This is a genomic window from Acinetobacter suaedae, from assembly GCF_008630915.1.
GTDB classification, from domain to species: domain Bacteria; phylum Pseudomonadota; class Gammaproteobacteria; order Pseudomonadales; family Moraxellaceae; genus Acinetobacter; species Acinetobacter suaedae.
In genome coordinates, this window is the sequence record NZ_CP043909.1 from 2,768,313 (window position 1) to 2,786,313 (window position 18,001).

Genomic DNA, 18,001 nt, shown 5'->3' on the forward strand with positions numbered 1-18,001 from the left:
CTTTGCAAATTAGGAGTCTCATTCGGCATCATAATCATGCAATTTCGTAGTGGGATTGGCTTATTTGAACTTTTATTGGGCTGTTCGGCGACTTGTTTTGATGATTATTCGCTGTATGTAAATTTATAACTATTGAAAACTCAATTATTTTCTCTGTATTTAGGTTTAATCTTTCCAACAGCCCCTCAAAATGCAGCAAAAAGAAATGTAAAAAATCGATTTAGCATTTTTTCGGGTGATATTTAAGAGGATTTTGCCAGACAATTTGTCTTTTTTGCACAAAATTAGTGCATTTATTCAACAAAATCACGGCCTGTTTCGTTTTTCTGATTCAATAAAAATAAAATTTCCTGAAAATGAGCACCCATTGCTTGCTCGGCTAAGCAGTCATCTGGATTTCGCAACGGACATTGTTCCAAAGACAAGCAACCACAACCAATACATTGATCCAACTGCTGGCGTAGCTGCAATAACATCATAATTTGCTGATCAAGCTGTCCTTGCCATTGTTGTGACATGGTTTGCCAGTCCTTTTTACTTGCGATCCGTTGCTTAGGTAAGGTCGCAAACGTCTCTTTGATTTGTTTTAGGCTAATTCCAACTTGCTGTGCTGCTTTAATAATCGCAATTCGTCGTAACATTGCCCGTTGATAGCGACGCTGATTTCCAGTCGTTCTTAGCCCCCAAATCAATTCTTTTTCTTCATAAAAACGAATCGTTGGAACACTCACACCACTCCGTTTCGCCAACTCCCCAATACTAAGCCAAGTTTGTAATTGTTGTGATTTCAAAATTTACTTGACCTCTAGTTAACTTGAGCTTTGATACTAGCATAACTTCGTTTTCTTTATGGAATCTTGCTATGAATCTTATTAACCCACCAGCCTTTAAAATGATCAATCCAAGTGAGCTATACGACCCGATCAGCAATGGGTATAGCCATGTCACCGTGATTCAACCCAATATGCGAACTATTCATATTGCAGGACAAGGTGGCGAGAATAAAAATGGTGAACTTTCACAAGATTTTGACCAACAGGTACAACAAGTCTTTTATAATATCCAACACGCTTTAGCATCGGCACAAGCCAAACTTCAAGATATTGCTGTTTTACGTGTCCTCGTTGTCAATCATAATGAGGACAAACTTCACAGCTTCACACAAATCATGCAACGCTTATGGAAAGATCATCCATACCCTGTGTGCACGCTTATACCTGTGCCATGTTTAGCATTGAAAGGCATGCTGATCGAAGTTGAAGCAACAGCATATATCGCATAACCAGATCGAGAGAATCATGTCTGCACCTCAAGATATTAGTCAAAATAAGGCCCTGCTATGGTTTATGGCGACTGCATGTGGTTTATGTGCGGGCGCTAACTATTATAGTCAGCCTCTGATTCACTCCATTCAACAATATTTTGCAGTGACGGAGGGGCAAGCAGCACTCACCGTTACTTTTGCTCAAGTGTCTTATGCTTTGGGCTTGCTTTTTATTGTTCCCATGGGAGATGTCGTCAACAAAACCAAGTTCATTCCACTATTAATGTGTTTATGTGCGCTCGGTTTATTCGTGAGTGCCTTTTCGGTCAATTTACCCATGCTATGGCTTGGTACGATTATGGCTGGGATGTTCTCCGTTGCAGCACAAATCCTGATTCCACTGGCGACGATGACCGTCAATCCTGAAAAGACAGGTGAAGTGGTCGGATTTTTGATGAGTGGGTTATTGGTTGGGATTTTACTGTCGACCAGTTTGGCAGGATTATTTTCTAATTTATTCCACTGGAAAATGATCTACGTTGTTAGCGGTATTTTAATGCTTATCCTTGCATATGCTTTAAAAAGCCGTCTCCCTTATGTAATGCGCATGAAACTGAATTATGGGCAAGTCTTTGTCTCAATGGGACAACTGCTCAAACAAGAAAAGCGTTTAGTCTTACGTGCACTTTCAGGCGCTTTTGCCTTTGCCGCTGTTAGTATCTTATTTTCCACTATTGCATTATTACTCACAGCCGCACACCATCTTCCAGACCTTATGATCGGGATGGTCGGATTGGTTGGTATCTTTGGCGCCTTATCTACACAATATATTGGTAAATATGCAGATCAAGGCTATACCAAACAATTGACATGGATGGGTTGTGGCTTATTTATCATGAGTTGGATCTGTTTCTATTTCGGACAGATTTATTTATTGAGTTATATCCTTGGCTTTGCGTTAATTCAGCTCGCTTTAGCCCTTGTACATACCAGCAATCAGAGCATTATTTTCCGTTTACGTCCTGATGCCAAATCTCGGATTAATGCGATCTATATGACGGCATATTTCACTGGAGGCGCGTGTGGCTCAGCCTTAGGGATTTTTTCGTGGAATCACGGCGGATGGAGCATGACCTGTTTAGTGGGGATCTGTTTAGTGTTTGCGTGTATGTTGTTTAGCTTTTTGGATAATCGTATTTCCGCTCAAAGTATTCAAGCATAAAGTCATAAGCCAAGAAGAATCAATACTCTTCTTGGCTTAATGTTTTATAAGATGAGATTTTTGGGTTTTATCGGCGCAATATCTTCTCGGGCTGCAACAAACTCAGGTCGAGGTTGGAGCCCCCCAAGAGGTTGTTGCAGTTGATTGTCGATACTATTGTAAACAAAGAAAATATTACTTCGAGAAAACGGTGTAATATTGCTGTTTGAACCATGCATCAAATTACAATCAAAAAATACAACACTACCCGCATGTCCAGTACAAGAATGAATACCGCCCATATCCGCTAAATAACGCAGTAGACTTCCGTCAGGAACACCGTATTCTTGCTTTTTCAGTGACTTTTTATAGTGCTCATCCGGCGTCTCACCTTGGCAAGAAATATAATGTTGATGTGATCCCGGAATCACCAGCAAAGGCCCATTATGCTCATTATTGTCAGTCAATAAAATCGAACAACTGAGCGCACGCATTCTCGGCATACCATCTTCACTATGCCATGTTTCAAAATCAGAATGCCAAAAAAACTCTTTGCCATGTAGTCCTGGTTTATAGTTAATCCGTGATTGATGTATATACACTTCACTGCCCAATAGTGATCGTGCAATATTTAAAACACGTTCATCTGAAACTAGGTTTTTAAACACATCATTGAGTCGGTGGACATTAAAAATAGAACGGACTTCCTGACTTTCACGCTCAATAATTGCCTCTGGTCGTTGCTGCATCGCATATGCATGACGCATTTGATGCAGCTCATCCAGCAAATATTTAACCTCATCTGCACTAAACAGATCATCTATTTGTAAGAAACCATTGGTCGCATAATCCTGCTTTTGTTGTGCTGTTGCACCTTCGACCAGATTCTGCTCATAAACAACAGGATCTGCACGAGAAATAATAGCCGCAGCATCACTTCTTCGTGTCAGATAAGGATTGCTCATTTGCATATTTAAGCCTCCTCCTCCGTCTGCTTCATCATTTGTGCAGGTGTTGCATAGACACCATCCTTATCATGCACCTCATTCCCAACCAATGCAGGGTTAAAGGTACAGACTAAAACTAAATCAGTTTTAGCACGCAGATAATGATTGTCATGCTTATCAAGTGCATATAATGTTCCAGGTGTGATTTTATACACCTCACCTGAAGGGATCAGCTCGACCTCTCCTTCACCTTTGACACAATACACAGCTTCCAAATGGTTTTTATACCAAATATGGGTCTCTGTACCTGCAAAAATGGTCGTTTCATGCATCGAAAAGCCCATACCATCATCTTGCAATAATAAGCGGCGACTTGCCCAAGTTTCTGTTTGCACATCACGCTCAGTATTTAAGATATCTTGTAGTTGACGAACGATCATGAAACAACTCCCTGTACTTTTGCTTTGGATTTGGATTTGGTTTTATGTTGAGATGAAAGAGAAGGTGAATAGACTTGAACCACATGTTTAATCGCTTGTTCAAGCAGATCAATGCCTTGCTCTAAGGTTTGATTTTCAATGGTTAATGGTGGAAGTAATTTCACAACCTCCCCCCGACTGCCAGAGGTTTCAATCACAAGACCGAGCTGAAATGCATGTGTGGTGACTTCATCAGCCCAATCAGGATTTTTAAACGCAAGTCCCTGCATCAGACCACGACCACGATGAGCCAATTCCGCAGTAGGAAATTTTTGCACGATCTCTTGTAAACGGCGACTAACCAAAGCTGATTTTTCTACAAGTTCAGTTTGGAATTTTTGATCAGCCCAAAAATGTTGTATTGCCTTAGTTGCTGTCACAAATGCGAGATTATGTCCTCGGAACGTGCCATTGTGCTGCCCCGGACGCCAAATATCCAATTCTGGCTTAAACAACACCAACGACATCGGCAAACCAAAACCAGATAAAGACTTTGATAAAGTCACGATATCGGGATTAATCTCAGCAGTTTCAAAACTAAAGAAATGCCCCGAACGACCACAACCTGCCTGAATATCGTCGACAATCAATAAAATTTTATGTTGCTTACACAGTGCAGAAAGACGCTTTAACCAATCAATGCTGGCCGTATTTAAGCCACCTTCACCTTGCACACACTCCACAATAATTGCAGCAGGCAAATCCACACCACTGCTTCGATCCGTCAATAATTTATTGAGCATATCAATCGTATCAACATCTGGACCGAAATAACCTGCGTAAGCTGCATGATGGACATTTCCCAAAGCAACGCCGGCTGCTTCACGAAACTTTTGATTACCTGTGAGTGCCAGTGCACCCAAACTCACACCATGAAAACCATTGGTAAACGCAATAACATTATGACGTTTGGTGACATTTCGCGCTAACTTAATTGCAGCTTCCACGGCGTTGGTTCCCGTTGGACCTGTAAATTGCAACTTATAATTCAGACGACGCGGTTTCAAAATATATTGTTCAAAGTTTTCAATAAACGCCTTCTTTGCAGAAGTCGCCATATCCAAACCATGCACAATTCCATCTTGTACCAGATAATCAATTGCAGCCTGCTTCAGCACAGGGTGGTTATGTCCATAATTTAATGTGCCTGCCCCTGCGAGAAAGTCGATATAAGCACGATCCATTTCATCCACTAATACTGCATTTTTTGCGGTTTTAAATACAGTGGGGAAAGAATGGATATAGCCGCGGACTTCAGACTCCAATCGACTGAAAATATTCATGAATAACTCCAAGTAGTTAAAAAATTAAAAGACTTAAAAAGTCGCTCAATCCCATTTCCAAAGACCAATGGTGTACAGATCTTCTGGTTCGTGTTGGGTATCAAAAGGTTCAGGTTGAATCGGTTGCAGTGCTTGTTTTGACAAGAAAGGACTGACTTTGCAATCAACGTCAAATCGTTCAGCGAAACTTCGGAAAAGATTTTGAGAGGCTTTGTTACTTGGAGAAATTGTTGTTTTTAAAAATTCTAATTGTCTGGATGCTAAACATTGTTCTTTTACTTGATCAAGGAGCAAGGAGCCAATCCCTTTTCCTTGCTCACTGGGCGATACCGCGATCTGCCACAAGAAATAGGTGTTGGGGTCTTCTGGACAAACATAGCCTGTCACCGCACCACAGATCTGATCTTTATGATCATAGGCAACAAAACAGGTATCGGTATGATGCTCGGCAAGTAATGCATATGCATACAATGAATTAAGATCCAAAGATGGACAAGACTGAATCAACGCATGCACTTCACGTACATCTTGGGGTTGAAAATTACGAACTCGACACTGATTCAGTTGATGAATAATTGATGATTTGGTCAAACGAATTGACTGTCTTGATAAAGCTTCCACGCTATCTCCTTTTGTATTTCCATACTCGGCATACTCAAGTTAGTAGTGGCATCAGAATCATGAGACATTCGTCATTGAACACAATCAAACTTATAATCTTTCATTACCTATTAAAAATTTTGTACTGACTTTAATTCGGTACTTTTGCCTCAAGCAACTGGGCAAACTGCTCTAATGAAATCACAAGACGTTGCCGCTCATCATCCGTTAAAGCTTGTAAAGCCAGTGAAAAACCTTCAGGTAACGCAGATGGTGATTGATCTAAGAGTTGTTCGCCTTTTGAAGTTAAGCTCACATGTACATGGCGACGGTCTTGTGTATCTCGCATTCGTAATACCAAGCCCTTTTCTTCTAGACGATCAACAATTCCAACAACTGTACTTGGACTCACAAAAATGGCTTTCCCGATCGTAGACATACTACATGGACCCATTTTTGCGATGGTCATAAGGGCAACTAATTGCGGCGTTGTAATCTGGTGAAGTTGAGACAATCGTTTGGAGTATAACTCCACACATTGTTCAATCCGCCGAACACTTTGTAAAACACGAACAGCATCATCCATCTTAATCACGCACAAAAAAAGCTAAACACACTATTGTAGTACGTTGTACATGATGTTGTCTGTATTTTCAGAAAAACATTCGTGTTCTATCTATCCGCCTTAATCATCACTCCAAATACATTTGATCTCTGATACCTTGAGTAGAAATCATTATAGGTAGTGAATATTTCTTCTTCAAATAAATTGATCTCAAATAGTTTCAATAAGAACTATTTTACTCAGAATAAACAAATAAAATACTTATTAATCAATAAATTAAAAATCATGTAATTTTATGTAAAGTCAATAAAATAACAATGGTCGATATTTATGAACAAATATCGACCATTTCCAACTTTAGCGCATAATCGTGATTTACTGGTCTAATCCACAAACATGATTAAACTTTTAATCTAAATCAACATCAAGTCATACGTGATTGAATCATCTAAAAGCTTTAAAACAGCACAAATAAAAGTGATTTTTCATGCGTTTTGTAATTCATTTTGACATCAACAAGTACTTTAAATTGAGCGTTGATTGACTCGCTTAGACAACTCTTCCGCGGACTCCTTTCGCTCCGAATAACGATCTGTGAAATACTGACTTTGTCCACGTGTGAGCAAGGTAAATTTAAACAACTCTTCCATCACATCAACAATACGATCATAGTAAGACGAAGGTTTCATGCGACCATCCTCATCAAACTCTAAAAATGCTTTAGGAATCGAAGACTGATTTGGAATCGTGATCATCCGCATCCAACGCCCCAAAATACGCATTTGATTAACACTGTTAAAGGACTGCGAACCACCACTGACTTGCATCAATGCCAAGGTTTTACCTTGCGTAGCACGAATCGCACCACCCGCAAGTGGAATCCAATCAATCTGTGATTTAAAAATTGAACTCATCGAACCATGACGTTCAGGTGAACACCATACCATTCCCTCTGACCATGCCAATAACTCATGTAATTCTTTGACCTTTGGATGTTCCATATCAGCATCTTCAGGTAGAGGTAAACCTTTTGGATGGAAAATTCTCACCTCAGCACCCAAGTATTGCAAAATGCGTCCTGCCTCCATCACAGCTAAACGACTATAAGAGCGTTCACGATTTGAACCATATAACAATAGAATACGAGGTGGATGTTCCAACTCTACCGCCTGAATCTGTTTAAATTCAGGCTTAGCTAACAGTTCAACTTCGACATTTGGGACATCAATATCAAATTTGTTCATTAGGAAAATACTTCTTCTTCAACCATAGTGAAACACTCACCAGTGCAATTAATACTGGAACCTCTACCAACGGACCGATTACAGTCGTAAATGCCACTGGAGAAGCTAAACCAAACGTCGCAATCGCCACAGCCAATGCCAACTCAAAATTATTACCAGCCGCCGTAAATGAGATCGCCGTAGTTCGAGGATAATTATTCCCCATTGCTTTACTCATAAAGAAGCTGATAAAAAACATTAAGACAAAATAAATCGTCAATGGAATTGCAATGCGAATCACATCTAAAGGTAAGCTCACTACATCACTACCTTTGAGACTAAACATCGCCACAATAGTGAACAATAATGCAAGCAAACTTAAAGGGCTGATCTTAGGTAAGAACGTATTTTGATACCAATCTAACCCTCTAGATCTCACCAAAATCAACCGCGTAAAGAAGCCAAGTAAAAATGGAATGCCAAGATAAACCAATACCGCATGAGTAATGGTCCAAAAGTCAACATCAATAACCTGCCCTGCTATCCCAAAATAAGGTGGTAAAACAGTTAAAAATAACCATGCATAAGTACTGAAAAATAAGATCTGGAAAATACTATTGAACGCGACCAAAGCCGCAACATATTGATTATCACCGCAAGCAAGTCCATTCCAAACCAACACCATTGCAATACAACGTGCCAACCCAATCAAAATCAAGCCAGTCATATACTCTGGATAACTATGCAAAAAGATGATCGCCAGTAAAAACATGAGGATCGGTGCAATCAACCAATTCTGTACTAGAGATAAAACCAAGGTTTTCTTATCTTTAAATACTTCTGGCAAGGTTGCGTAATTTACTTTAGCTAACGGTGGATACATCATCAAAATCAATCCAATCGCAATTGGGATATTGACGGAATCCACACTCATTTCGTTCAATCCGACAGAAACTTGCGGGAAAAATACACCGATCGCCACCCCAAGTCCCATCGCCAGAAAAATCCAGAGAGTGAGGTTTCGATCTAAAAAGGACAATCCTGATTTAGCCATGTTCAATCCAGTTAGTCGATATGTGAGATTTGATTAATCGCAGCAATTTTTTCTGGACGTGTCATATTAGTAAAATCATGTGCAAATAGCGCATCAAGACGGCGATTAATATGATCAACGGTCTCTTGGAAAGCTTTGAGCTTTTCATCTTTTGGTAATTCTAAATGAGAAGGATCCGCCAAGCCCCAATGTGCCTTGATTGCACCACCTAGATAAAGCGGACATGCTTCTTGTGCCGCAGAATCACAAACCGTAATCACCACATCAGGTTGGTATTGCTCACAATCATCGATGGTCTTACTCCACAGCCCATCCGTTTCTAGTCCTAAACTTTGTAAGGTTTCAATAGTCAATGGATGCACTTGTCCTGAAGGCTTGCTGCCCGCACTATAAGCTTTCCATCCTACTGGCGCACGATGATTAAAAAGCACTTCTGACAAAATGCTACGACAGCTGTTACCTGTACATAAAAAAAGAAATTTCATAATGTCTTACTCACAATAACTTTGTGTTGATAGCGTCGCTAATGTTGAAAGATTACCCACTGACGTGGTGCTTAATATTTTCAAGATGTCATGGCACCAATCAGGCAATTGTGGATTAATACTGTAATACACCCATTGGCTCTGTCGTCTGTCTTGCAATAACCCTGAAGAACGCAATAAAGCCAAATGTCTAGAAATCTTTGGTTGGCTCAGTTGTAATTTTTCGGTGAGATCACATACACACAATTCTTTATTTTCTACGACTAAGGTGACGATATTGAGACGAGTTTCGTCCGATAAACATTTAAAAAAATTGACTTGATCCATATCCACCTCTAAATCTCATATTTGAATATGCAGATAATCACATATAAAAACTAAATATTTAATTTACTCTTTGCCCATTTTCATCAATAACTTGCTCACCATCTTCTTTGATAAAAGCGCCTTTTTGTGGCAATGGCAAAATATCTAAAACTACTTCAGATGGGCGGCTTAAGCGCGTACCCAATGCCGTCACAACAAAAGGACGATTAATCAAAATCGGATGTTCAAGCATAAAATTAATGAGTTCTTTATCGCTCCAATCCTCACGTTCCAGTGCCAAATCACGATATGGATCGACATTTTTACGAATCGCATCCCTTACAGATAAACCAGCATCAGCGATCAGTTGAATCAACTTTTCTCGCGAAGGTGGTGTTACTAGATATTCAATTACTGTTGGCTCAATCCTTGTATTACGGATCAAAGCCAACGTATTTCTAGACGTCCCACAAGCTGGGTTATGGTAAATCGTTACATCTAAAGAAGCTGTCATTTGGATTCATCCAAGCTTTATATTCTTATATATTTATATACGAATTAGCATATATAAACAATGTACATCAAATTTATTTTTTCCTTCTATGCGACATAAACTTTGACCTTTATCTATATTTATATAACAAAATCAAAAATAAAGAAGCCACAACGATTAAATTGTGGTTTACTCTATTTCACGATTCTCAAGATCTTAGTAACACTATTTGCTCAGAATAAAAAGGTTCTTAACTTTGATTTGATCGGATTGATTCGAAATTCCAGTTTCAAAACTTAAAATGATGTAATTGCAGAAAAAGCCAATGGCATAGCAAAGAAAGTTAAGATACAAGATGCTGTACGTTGTAAATTACGCTGATTCAACCAAGCGATTTTGTTTGAAATTAAAACTGTTCCAAAAGCAATCCATAAAAATGCAATCGGTGTAATCAGTGCCAAAAATGTTCCCATATGAATTATATATTCATGGAGATTCAACCAAACTGTAGGCGGAAAAATTGCCGAAGCAAACAACAATGCTTTAGGGTTAAGTAAAGTAGCGAAAAACAAAGCTTTTGATGTAATCAATGGTTGATTTAGATCTATCTGCTTAGTTGAAGTTATCCATAGTTTAATTGCTAAGTAAATAATAAAAGCGGCGCTCAACAACTTTATAAGAGGTGGTAACCAAGGTATATAGTGTGAAACTGATTCAAGTAAAAACCCCCATGCAGTAATTGCAATAAAATACCCCAGAACCTCAGATGGAATTAATTTAAGTGAACGTTTGATACCAATTTGAATTCCAGATGACGCCAATAATGTATTCGTTGGACCTGGTGTAAGTAAGATCGTAATGATCAAACCAAAGAATAAAAATGTCACCATAAACAAATACCTTTGCTAAATTGTGCAGGTGCACTATGGCAAAATAGATAGAGTTTTGTCGACAAAGTGGTTGTAACAAAAAATATTTACCACTAAATTTTAATATAAAAATCAATAAACTAAACAAAATACAATTTTCAGTCTACTTAAACAAAATATGTGAGAGGCATCACCTTTTATCATGTTTTAGCCAATTAAACTTTTTTTAATTCATATATTATTCTGATTATTCAGAACAATTTATGATCTAGATTAAAATATATGAACGTTAAAGTGATCAAAACTCACTCTCTTTTGAATGACTTACACATGTCTCCATAAGCAAATGTACTGCTTGTCGTTTTATGCTAATATTGCGCGCAATTGGCCCATTGATCATTCAGCAAGATCAAGCACGGGCTAGCATTTTCGACCTCTTCCTCCGATCCAATGTATTGTATTCAGCCCATACAAATATGTGCAGTGTATTCCTTTTGCTTGATTACAATCCGATTAGCTATTTAAGGTATGATTTTTAATGACGCTTAAGCAAACCGTTGAAACCATTGAAAGCCCTCGAATCAGTGTTGCACCGATGATGGATTGGACAACGAAGGACTATCGTTTCTTTGCGCGTTTGTTTAATCCGAATGTTGTCTTATATACCGAAATGGTTACTACAGGCGCAATTATTTACGGTGGCGCAAATCGTCATTTAGACTTCAATAAAGAAGAACACCCAATCGTATTACAGCTCGGTGGTTCCAATCCGCAAGAGTTAGCAACCTGTACCAAAATGGCTGAAGACTGGGGTTATGATGAAGTCAATTTAAATGTTGGTTGCCCAAGTGATCGAGTACAAAATAATAAGATCGGTGCATGTTTAATGGCGGAGCCGAATCTGGTTGCTGAATGTATTCATAGCATGCAAAAAGCTGTATCGATTCCTGTAACCGTCAAGCACCGTATTGGTATTGATGACATGCAATCCTATGAAGAAATGCTGCATTTTGTCGATACTGTCGCTGCAACAGGTTGTACCCATTTTATCGTGCATGCACGTATCGCGATTTTGCAAGGTCTATCACCAAAAGAAAATCGAGAAGTGCCACCGCTACGCTATGAAGATGTTTATCGTTTAAAACAAGAGCGCCCACATCTTACGATTGAAATTAATGGTGGTATCAAAACCGTTGATGAGACACAACAACATTTACAGCATGTTGATGGCGTCATGATTGGACGTGAAGCGTATCACAATCCTTATTTGCTCGCTGAAATGGGACAACTTTGGAATCTAGCGGCACCTGATCGTTTTGAAATTATGCAACAAATGATGCCATATATTCATCAACGTGTTGCAGAAGGCGCACCATTATCAATTATCACACGACATATCCTTGGCTTGTTTCAAAACTTGCCGGGTGCTCGCAAATGGCGTCAAGCCCTAAGCGGTGGCAATGCAAAAACCATCAATGATATTGAAAATGCAATCCAAAATATCCAAGCAGCCATGCAACGCACCGAAGATTATATTCGAGCGCAAAAGTGTGATTAAAATCACACTTTACCTCTTTATTCAATAAAAATGAAATATTATTTTACAAATCAATTTATTTAAACTAAACAAACTTCAAAGGCATGATTAAAAACAAATTATTCATGCCTCATTTTCTCTAAGTGATTCATCACATCATAGAAATGATACATTATTACATTACAAATGACTTTTTAGACGTTTTTTCGCTTACCATGTCTTCCGCCAAGAGTCTGGCATTTAGTCTGGTTATTTAGAAATGCGATAGAGTTTGAAGATGATTTATGATGCGCCCTCAGTTGATCACAGTATGGTTCACACCCCACCTCATCAATTGATTGTGACCACCCCAAAACAGCCTTCAATAGATGTAATGACATTTGCTCAAAAGTTAACTCGTCGAGCATCTTATCGTAGCTCCTCACAATGTGCGAAGTTTGTTCGTATCGCATTGCAAGCAGCTGGCGCCAATATTGTAAATCATCCTGTTGCAGCATCTGACTGGGGAAGAACCTTACAAGATATTGGTTATAAAAAGATTAGTCCTGCTTTTGACAATCCACAAAAGGGTGATATTTACATCATTCATCGTACTGCCAAACACCGCTATGGTCATATTGCTGGCTATTCTGGTACACAATGGATTTCCGATTTTAAACAACGTAGTCATGATATTTACAAAGATAAAAACGTGACGTATAGCTACTACCGCTTAAGTTCAAATTATATCTAATCAAAGCAAGGGCTGTGATCATCAGCCCTTCTTTGTATCTAACTTTTTCAGAACTTCTGCCACTGCAACCATCGCAAAGCTTGATGTCACCACTACGGCTGACCCATAGCCACCACAGCGCAAGCCAGCACTTGGATTAAATGCTGTATCTTCCGATGTCGAACAAGCTTCTGTATTTGAAAATGGGTTGTCGATAGAATACACACACGTAATCCCAAACTTTTCTTTAGGCTTCTTGCAGATACCTTTAGAGCGCAATTGAGCGCGTAATTTTGCCAACATCGGATCTTGTTCTGTCTTTGATAAATCTGCGACTCGTATCTTTAAAGGATCAAGCTTACCGCCTGCCCCACCCGACACAATTAACGGGATCTTGTTAAAACGACAATGCAGCATCAATGCGAGTTTGGCTTTGACATCATCGATACAGTCTAAAATGATATCGGGAGTAGGAGTTAAAACCTCTTTGATATTCTCAGGTGTTAAATAGTCATCAATCACATTCACTTGCATACGTGGATTGATCTGACGACACCGCTCTGCCATCACTTCGATTTTTTCTTGTCCCAAAGTGGATGTCATCGCTGGAAGCTGACGATTAATATTCGATGCGGCAACCACATCCATATCAACAATAGTTAACTCACCGATCCCTGTACGCGCCAACGCTTCTACTGCCCAACTCCCAACACCACCAACACCGATCACCATCACATGACTGTTTTCATAATGGCTAAATGAACTTTCTCCATAAATTTTTGCCACACCAGCAAAACGGCGGTCATATTCATCATTTACAGGCAAATCAGTCATAACAGTGGTGGTCTATATCTTTTAATCAAAGCACTATTTTAACTCGTTTAATATCTTTTGGGTTAGGTAGATGAGACTTTGATTGCAGATCGATGACGTCCACTTAATATCATCAAAATTATAAAAATAACAACACTGATCGATAAGGCCAACAAATTGGCATTCATCCAACCCAGCTTAGTCAGAATTGGTGCAGGGAGGAAAGCACCGAGTGTAGCAAATAAGGCAATCATGGTTTCATTCATGCCTTGTACACGATGCTTTTGCTGATCATTTAAACCAGCCAAGAGCGTAGATGCACCTGAATACGCAAAGTTCCAGCCTACACCCAGAATAATCAGTGCAATATTGATATAAATTCCTTCTTGTCCAAATATTGGAATCAAAGAGGACAGCATCAACAAAATAAAACCGATATAAATTGTGCGATGTGTTCCCCAACGCTGAATCAGCTTAGATACAAAGAATGAAGGAACAAACATGGCCAAAACATGTAGCTGAATAGAAATCGAAGCATAATGAAATGAATGGTGTTCCTTTAAATGCAGGGAAGACATTATCATCATGACATTCATAATATAGTAAGCAAATGCCCCACTGATCACAGCCACGACAATCATATTAATGGGCAATTTAGCTCGTTGTAGCGACTGGGTCACAACTTGCTGTGCTTGCAGTAATTTAAATTTTTGGTTCCAAATATAAAGAATTGGTGACAACAACAATGCCAACAAACTGAAAATTAAGTAAATCGCAGTAAAATCAGGTAAACCTTGCACCTGTTGAAATTGGATCGCCAAAACAGGTGCAATAATCGCAGCGACGACGCCACCAGAAATAACCATCGCTGTGGCTTTGGGGATTAAATCAGAATCGAGACGATCCGAGGCAGCAAAACGATAAAAGTTAGCCGTAGAAATGAATAAGCCTAGCGAAAAATGACTAAGACACAATAAATAAAACTGTTCACTTTGTAAGGCGAGATAGCCAAACACACCTGCTAAAAAAAGACAAATGCATCCAAACTGAAATACCAAATGTCGCCCCAACTTTTTCATTAAAAATGAAAAGATAAAAGTCGTCAGTAACATGGCCAAGAATTGCAAACCATAAGGTACTGTCGCCAAAGTCTGAGTAGGTGCGAGCTTTAAGCCAACAATCGCTGAAACCGTGACCGACAATACTGCTGCAATTAAATTAAATGCTTGAGCAACCAATAAATAATAAACATATCGCGGCAGCTGATTCAAAACCATGATTCCTAGAAATTAATCGTTATCACATTAACGCTGAAAAGCTAACATTCAAATAAAAAAGATGAAAGACCCGCTTTCATCTTTTTAAAAACTATACTTTTGGCTTTATGCTGCAATTAGATTTCGTAAGACGTAATGCAAAATACCACCAGCTTTGAAATATTCCACTTCATTTAAAGTATCAATACGGCACAAGACCTTAAATTGATCTTGCTGACCATCTTCACGAAGCACACTAACATCCAACGTTTGATGCGGTTGAATATCATCCGATAAACCGTGGATAGAGAGAATTTCTCGCCCAGTTAAATTTAAAGACTGACGCGACTGCTCATCGATAAATTGCAAAGGTAAAACCCCCATCCCAACAAGATTCGAACGATGAATTCGCTCAAAGCTTTCAGCGATAACGGCTTTTACACCGAGTAAATTTGTTCCTTTCGCAGCCCAATCACGTGAAGAGCCTGTTCCATACTCTTTTCCAGCGATAATTACTAAAGGCGTTTTTTGTTGCTGATAACGCATCGAAGCATCGTAAATCGAAAGCTTATCGCCACTCGGAATATGAATGGTGTTTCCTCCCTCTTCACCACCTAACATTTCATTTTTAATTCGAATATTGGCAAATGTGCCTCGCATCATCACTTCATGATTACCACGACGAGAACCATATGAGTTGAAATCTTTTGGATCTACACCTTGCTCCTGCAAATAACGTCCCGCTGGACTATCCTTCTTAATATTTCCCGCTGGAGAAATATGGTCAGTTGTCACAGAATCACCTAACACCGCTAAAATACGTGCCTGTTCGATATTCTCAATTGATCTTGGTGGTTGATCAATCTCATCAAAGAATGGCGGATGACGAATGTAGGTTGAATCATCTTGCCAGGTATAAGTCTGACTTTGTGGGATTTGAATCGCCTGCCATGTTTCATCACCATCAAAAACAGCCGCATATTCCTTATGGAACATTTCTGTATTTACTTTTTGCAGCATCTGATCAATCTCAGCCTGCGTCGGCCAAATGTCTTTCAGATAAATATCCTGTCCATCTTTCCCTTGCCCAATCGGTTGAGAAGTTAAATCCGTACGAATATTCCCCGCTAAACCATAAGCAACAACCAAAGGCGGTGATGCCAACCAATTGGTTTTCACCAGTGGATGAACACGCCCTTCAAAATTACGATTGCCAGACAGTACAGAAGCGACATTTAAGTCATGACATTGAATTGCTTCTTCAACTGGATCAGGTAAAGGTCCAGAATTTCCGATACAAGTGGTACAACCATAGCCGACAAGGTTATAACCCAATTGATCTAAATAAGGAGTCAAACCTGCCGCAGCAAGATAATCTGTTACGACTTTTGAGCCTGGTGCAAGTGAACTTTTCACCCAAGGTTTTCGCTGTAGACCTTTTTCAATTGCTTTCTTAGCCAATAAACCTGCGGCTAACATCACACTCGGATTTGAAGTATTGGTACATGATGTAATGGCTGAAATCACCACATCACCATGATTCAAAGGATAGATTTGTCCATCAATCGTACATGCAGGGCTTTCGTGAGGTAAGTTCGCTTGGTTAGCTGCAACAGCCGTACCACCACCACCTTCATTTTCTAGCTGTTCTTTCACATCTTCAGCAGGTTTTAATGTCAGCTCCATCAACGTATTAAAGGTCTTTGCTACATCCGCCAATAACACGCGGTCTTGTGGGCGTTTTGGACCAGCTAAACTGGCCTGAACTGTACTCATATCCAAACTTAATGTATCGGTAAATACGGGTTCATCTCCTGTATTTCGCCATAAACCTTGAGCTTTACTATATGCCTCGACCAAATCAATTCGTTGTTGTTGACGCCCAGTCAATGCCAAATAGGACAATGTGACTTCATCGATAGGAAAGAAACCACAGGTTGCACCATACTCAGGTGCCATATTGGCAATCGTCGCTCGATCAGCCAACGGCAAATCAGCTAAACCATCACCATAGAACTCAACGAACTTACCGACCACACCCTTTTGGCGAAGCATCTGTGTAATCGTTAAGACCAGATCTGTCGCAGTAATCCCCTCATTTAGTCTGCCCGTTAATTTGAAACCAACGACTTCAGGTATCAGCATCGATACAGGCTGTCCTAGCATTGCAGCTTCCGCCTCAATCCCACCGACACCCCAACCCAAAACACCTAAGCCATTGATCATGGTGGTGTGTGAATCTGTACCCACTAAGGTATCTGGAAATGCAAACGTCTGCCCATCATCTTCACCTAACCAGACGGCTTGAGCAAGATACTCCAAATTGACTTGGTGACAAATGCCTGTACCAGGTGGCACAACACTAAAATTATCAAAAGCAGATTGCCCCCAACGCAAAAATTGATAACGCTCGCCATTGCGCTCCATCTCAATTCTCACGTTCACATCAAATGCATTTTGATTGGCAAAATGATCGACCATCACCGAGTGATCAATTACCAAATCAACAGGTGACAATGGATTAATCCGATTCGGATCACCGCCTGCTTTGGCCATCGCAGCACGCATGGCGGCTAAATCAACGACAGCAGGTACTCCTGTAAAATCTTGCATCAGGACACGTGCTGGGCGATATTGAATTTCTTGATCAGATCGTTTGTCTTTTTGCCAATCAACTAAGGCTTGAATATCCTCAACTTTTACACTTTTTTGATCTTCAAAGCGCAATAAATTTTCCAATAAAACTTTTAAAGACTTGGGTAACTTATCAATATTACCGAGTTGCTCAGCTGCTCGCGCTAAGCTATAGATTTGATAGGATTTAGAACCGACTGTTAGTGTTTGTAATGCATTGAAACTATTAATTTTGCTATATCTGGCCATAAGGTTACCCTCCCAGTATTGGCGCTTTGTT

The 18,001-nt window shown here is 39.6% G+C and carries 19 protein-coding genes; 4 read left to right on the forward strand and 15 right to left on the reverse strand.

What is annotated here, in order from left to right; genetic code table 11:
• Nucleotides 1-293: 293 nt before the first annotated feature.
• Nucleotides 294-791: a redox-sensitive transcriptional activator SoxR gene (gene soxR, locus F2A31_RS12800; RefSeq protein WP_150026713.1), complete on the reverse strand. Its 498-nt coding sequence runs from the start codon at nt 789-791 to the stop codon at nt 294-296.
• 71 nt (nt 792-862) lie between these two features.
• Between soxR and F2A31_RS12805 the strand changes: the two genes are divergently transcribed.
• Together F2A31_RS12805 and F2A31_RS12810 are read left to right on the forward strand one after the other, a co-directional pair.
• Nucleotides 863-1,282, forward strand: coding sequence for a RidA family protein (locus F2A31_RS12805; protein ID WP_150026715.1), 420 nt, complete (start codon nt 863-865; stop codon nt 1,280-1,282).
• A gap of 16 nt (nt 1,283-1,298) precedes the next feature.
• Nucleotides 1,299-2,486: an MFS transporter gene (locus F2A31_RS12810; protein WP_150026717.1), complete on the forward strand. Its 1,188-nt coding sequence runs from the start codon at nt 1,299-1,301 to the stop codon at nt 2,484-2,486.
• Nucleotides 2,487-2,530: 44 nt separating this feature from the next.
• On the opposite strand, the gene thpD is transcribed toward F2A31_RS12810, so the two are convergent.
• From thpD to F2A31_RS12865, 11 genes are all read right to left on the reverse strand, one after another.
• Nucleotides 2,531-3,436 (reverse strand): ectoine hydroxylase, encoded by a 906-nt coding sequence (thpD, locus tag F2A31_RS12815; protein WP_150026719.1) that lies wholly within the window; start codon nt 3,434-3,436, stop codon nt 2,531-2,533.
• A gap of 2 nt (nt 3,437-3,438) precedes the next feature.
• A complete protein-coding gene (locus F2A31_RS12820) occupies nt 3,439-3,852 on the reverse strand; it encodes an ectoine synthase (RefSeq protein ID WP_005085334.1) in 414 nt (137 codons plus the stop codon).
• A complete protein-coding gene (ectB, locus tag F2A31_RS12825) occupies nt 3,849-5,174 on the reverse strand; it encodes a diaminobutyrate--2-oxoglutarate transaminase (protein ID WP_150026721.1) in 1,326 nt (441 codons plus the stop codon). The genes F2A31_RS12820 and ectB overlap by 4 nt, the downstream gene beginning before the upstream one ends.
• A gap of 45 nt (nt 5,175-5,219) precedes the next feature.
• Nucleotides 5,220-5,795: a diaminobutyrate acetyltransferase gene (gene ectA / locus F2A31_RS12830; RefSeq protein WP_004637924.1), complete on the reverse strand. Its 576-nt coding sequence runs from the start codon at nt 5,793-5,795 to the stop codon at nt 5,220-5,222.
• A 130-nt stretch (nt 5,796-5,925) separates the two neighbouring features.
• Nucleotides 5,926-6,360 carry a MarR family winged helix-turn-helix transcriptional regulator gene (locus tag F2A31_RS12835; protein WP_004637923.1) on the reverse strand — a complete coding sequence of 145 codons (435 nt, stop codon included), beginning with the start codon at nt 6,358-6,360 and terminating at the stop codon, nt 5,926-5,928.
• Between the two features lie 503 nt (nt 6,361-6,863).
• Nucleotides 6,864-7,568, reverse strand: a complete 705-nt coding sequence (gene arsH / locus F2A31_RS12840) for an arsenical resistance protein ArsH (RefSeq protein WP_150027817.1) — start codon at nt 7,566-7,568, stop codon at nt 6,864-6,866.
• A gap of 1 nt (nt 7,569) precedes the next feature.
• On the reverse strand, nt 7,570-8,616 hold the full coding sequence (arsB, locus tag F2A31_RS12845) for an ACR3 family arsenite efflux transporter (RefSeq protein ID WP_150026723.1): 1,047 nt from the start codon (nt 8,614-8,616) through the stop codon (nt 7,570-7,572).
• Nucleotides 8,617-8,627: 11 nt separating this feature from the next.
• Entirely contained in the window at nt 8,628-9,101 is a 474-nt protein-coding gene (locus F2A31_RS12850; RefSeq protein WP_005092314.1) for an arsenate reductase ArsC, read from the reverse strand.
• 6 nt (nt 9,102-9,107) lie between these two features.
• Nucleotides 9,108-9,428, reverse strand: a complete 321-nt coding sequence (locus F2A31_RS12855) for a metalloregulator ArsR/SmtB family transcription factor (RefSeq protein ID WP_075316165.1) — start codon at nt 9,426-9,428, stop codon at nt 9,108-9,110.
• A 58-nt stretch (nt 9,429-9,486) separates the two neighbouring features.
• Nucleotides 9,487-9,921 (reverse strand): arsenate reductase (glutaredoxin), encoded by a 435-nt coding sequence (arsC, locus tag F2A31_RS12860; RefSeq protein ID WP_150026725.1) that lies wholly within the window; start codon nt 9,919-9,921, stop codon nt 9,487-9,489.
• Nucleotides 9,922-10,196: 275 nt separating this feature from the next.
• Nucleotides 10,197-10,790: a LysE family translocator gene (locus tag F2A31_RS12865; protein ID WP_150026727.1), complete on the reverse strand. Its 594-nt coding sequence runs from the start codon at nt 10,788-10,790 to the stop codon at nt 10,197-10,199.
• A 517-nt stretch (nt 10,791-11,307) separates the two neighbouring features.
• Between F2A31_RS12865 and dusA the strand changes: the two genes are divergently transcribed.
• Nucleotides 11,308-12,327, forward strand: a complete 1,020-nt coding sequence (gene dusA, locus F2A31_RS12870; protein WP_150026729.1) for a tRNA dihydrouridine(20/20a) synthase DusA — start codon at nt 11,308-11,310, stop codon at nt 12,325-12,327.
• A gap of 256 nt (nt 12,328-12,583) precedes the next feature.
• Nucleotides 12,584-13,039 carry a CHAP domain-containing protein gene (locus F2A31_RS12875; RefSeq protein WP_150026731.1) on the forward strand — a complete coding sequence of 152 codons (456 nt, stop codon included), beginning with the start codon at nt 12,584-12,586 and terminating at the stop codon, nt 13,037-13,039.
• A gap of 21 nt (nt 13,040-13,060) precedes the next feature.
• Here F2A31_RS12875 and F2A31_RS12880 read toward each other — a convergent pair whose 3' ends face one another.
• From F2A31_RS12880 to acnA, 3 genes are all read right to left on the reverse strand, one after another.
• Nucleotides 13,061-13,852, reverse strand: a complete 792-nt coding sequence (locus F2A31_RS12880; RefSeq protein WP_150026733.1) for a tRNA threonylcarbamoyladenosine dehydratase — start codon at nt 13,850-13,852, stop codon at nt 13,061-13,063.
• 62 nt (nt 13,853-13,914) lie between these two features.
• Entirely contained in the window at nt 13,915-15,108 is a 1,194-nt protein-coding gene (locus tag F2A31_RS12885) for an MFS transporter (RefSeq protein WP_150026735.1), read from the reverse strand.
• A 105-nt stretch (nt 15,109-15,213) separates the two neighbouring features.
• Complete coding sequence (gene acnA, locus F2A31_RS12890; protein WP_150026737.1) at nt 15,214-17,970, reverse strand: aconitate hydratase AcnA; 2,757 nt, start codon at nt 17,968-17,970, stop codon at nt 15,214-15,216.
• Nucleotides 17,971-18,001: the final 31 nt, after the last annotated feature.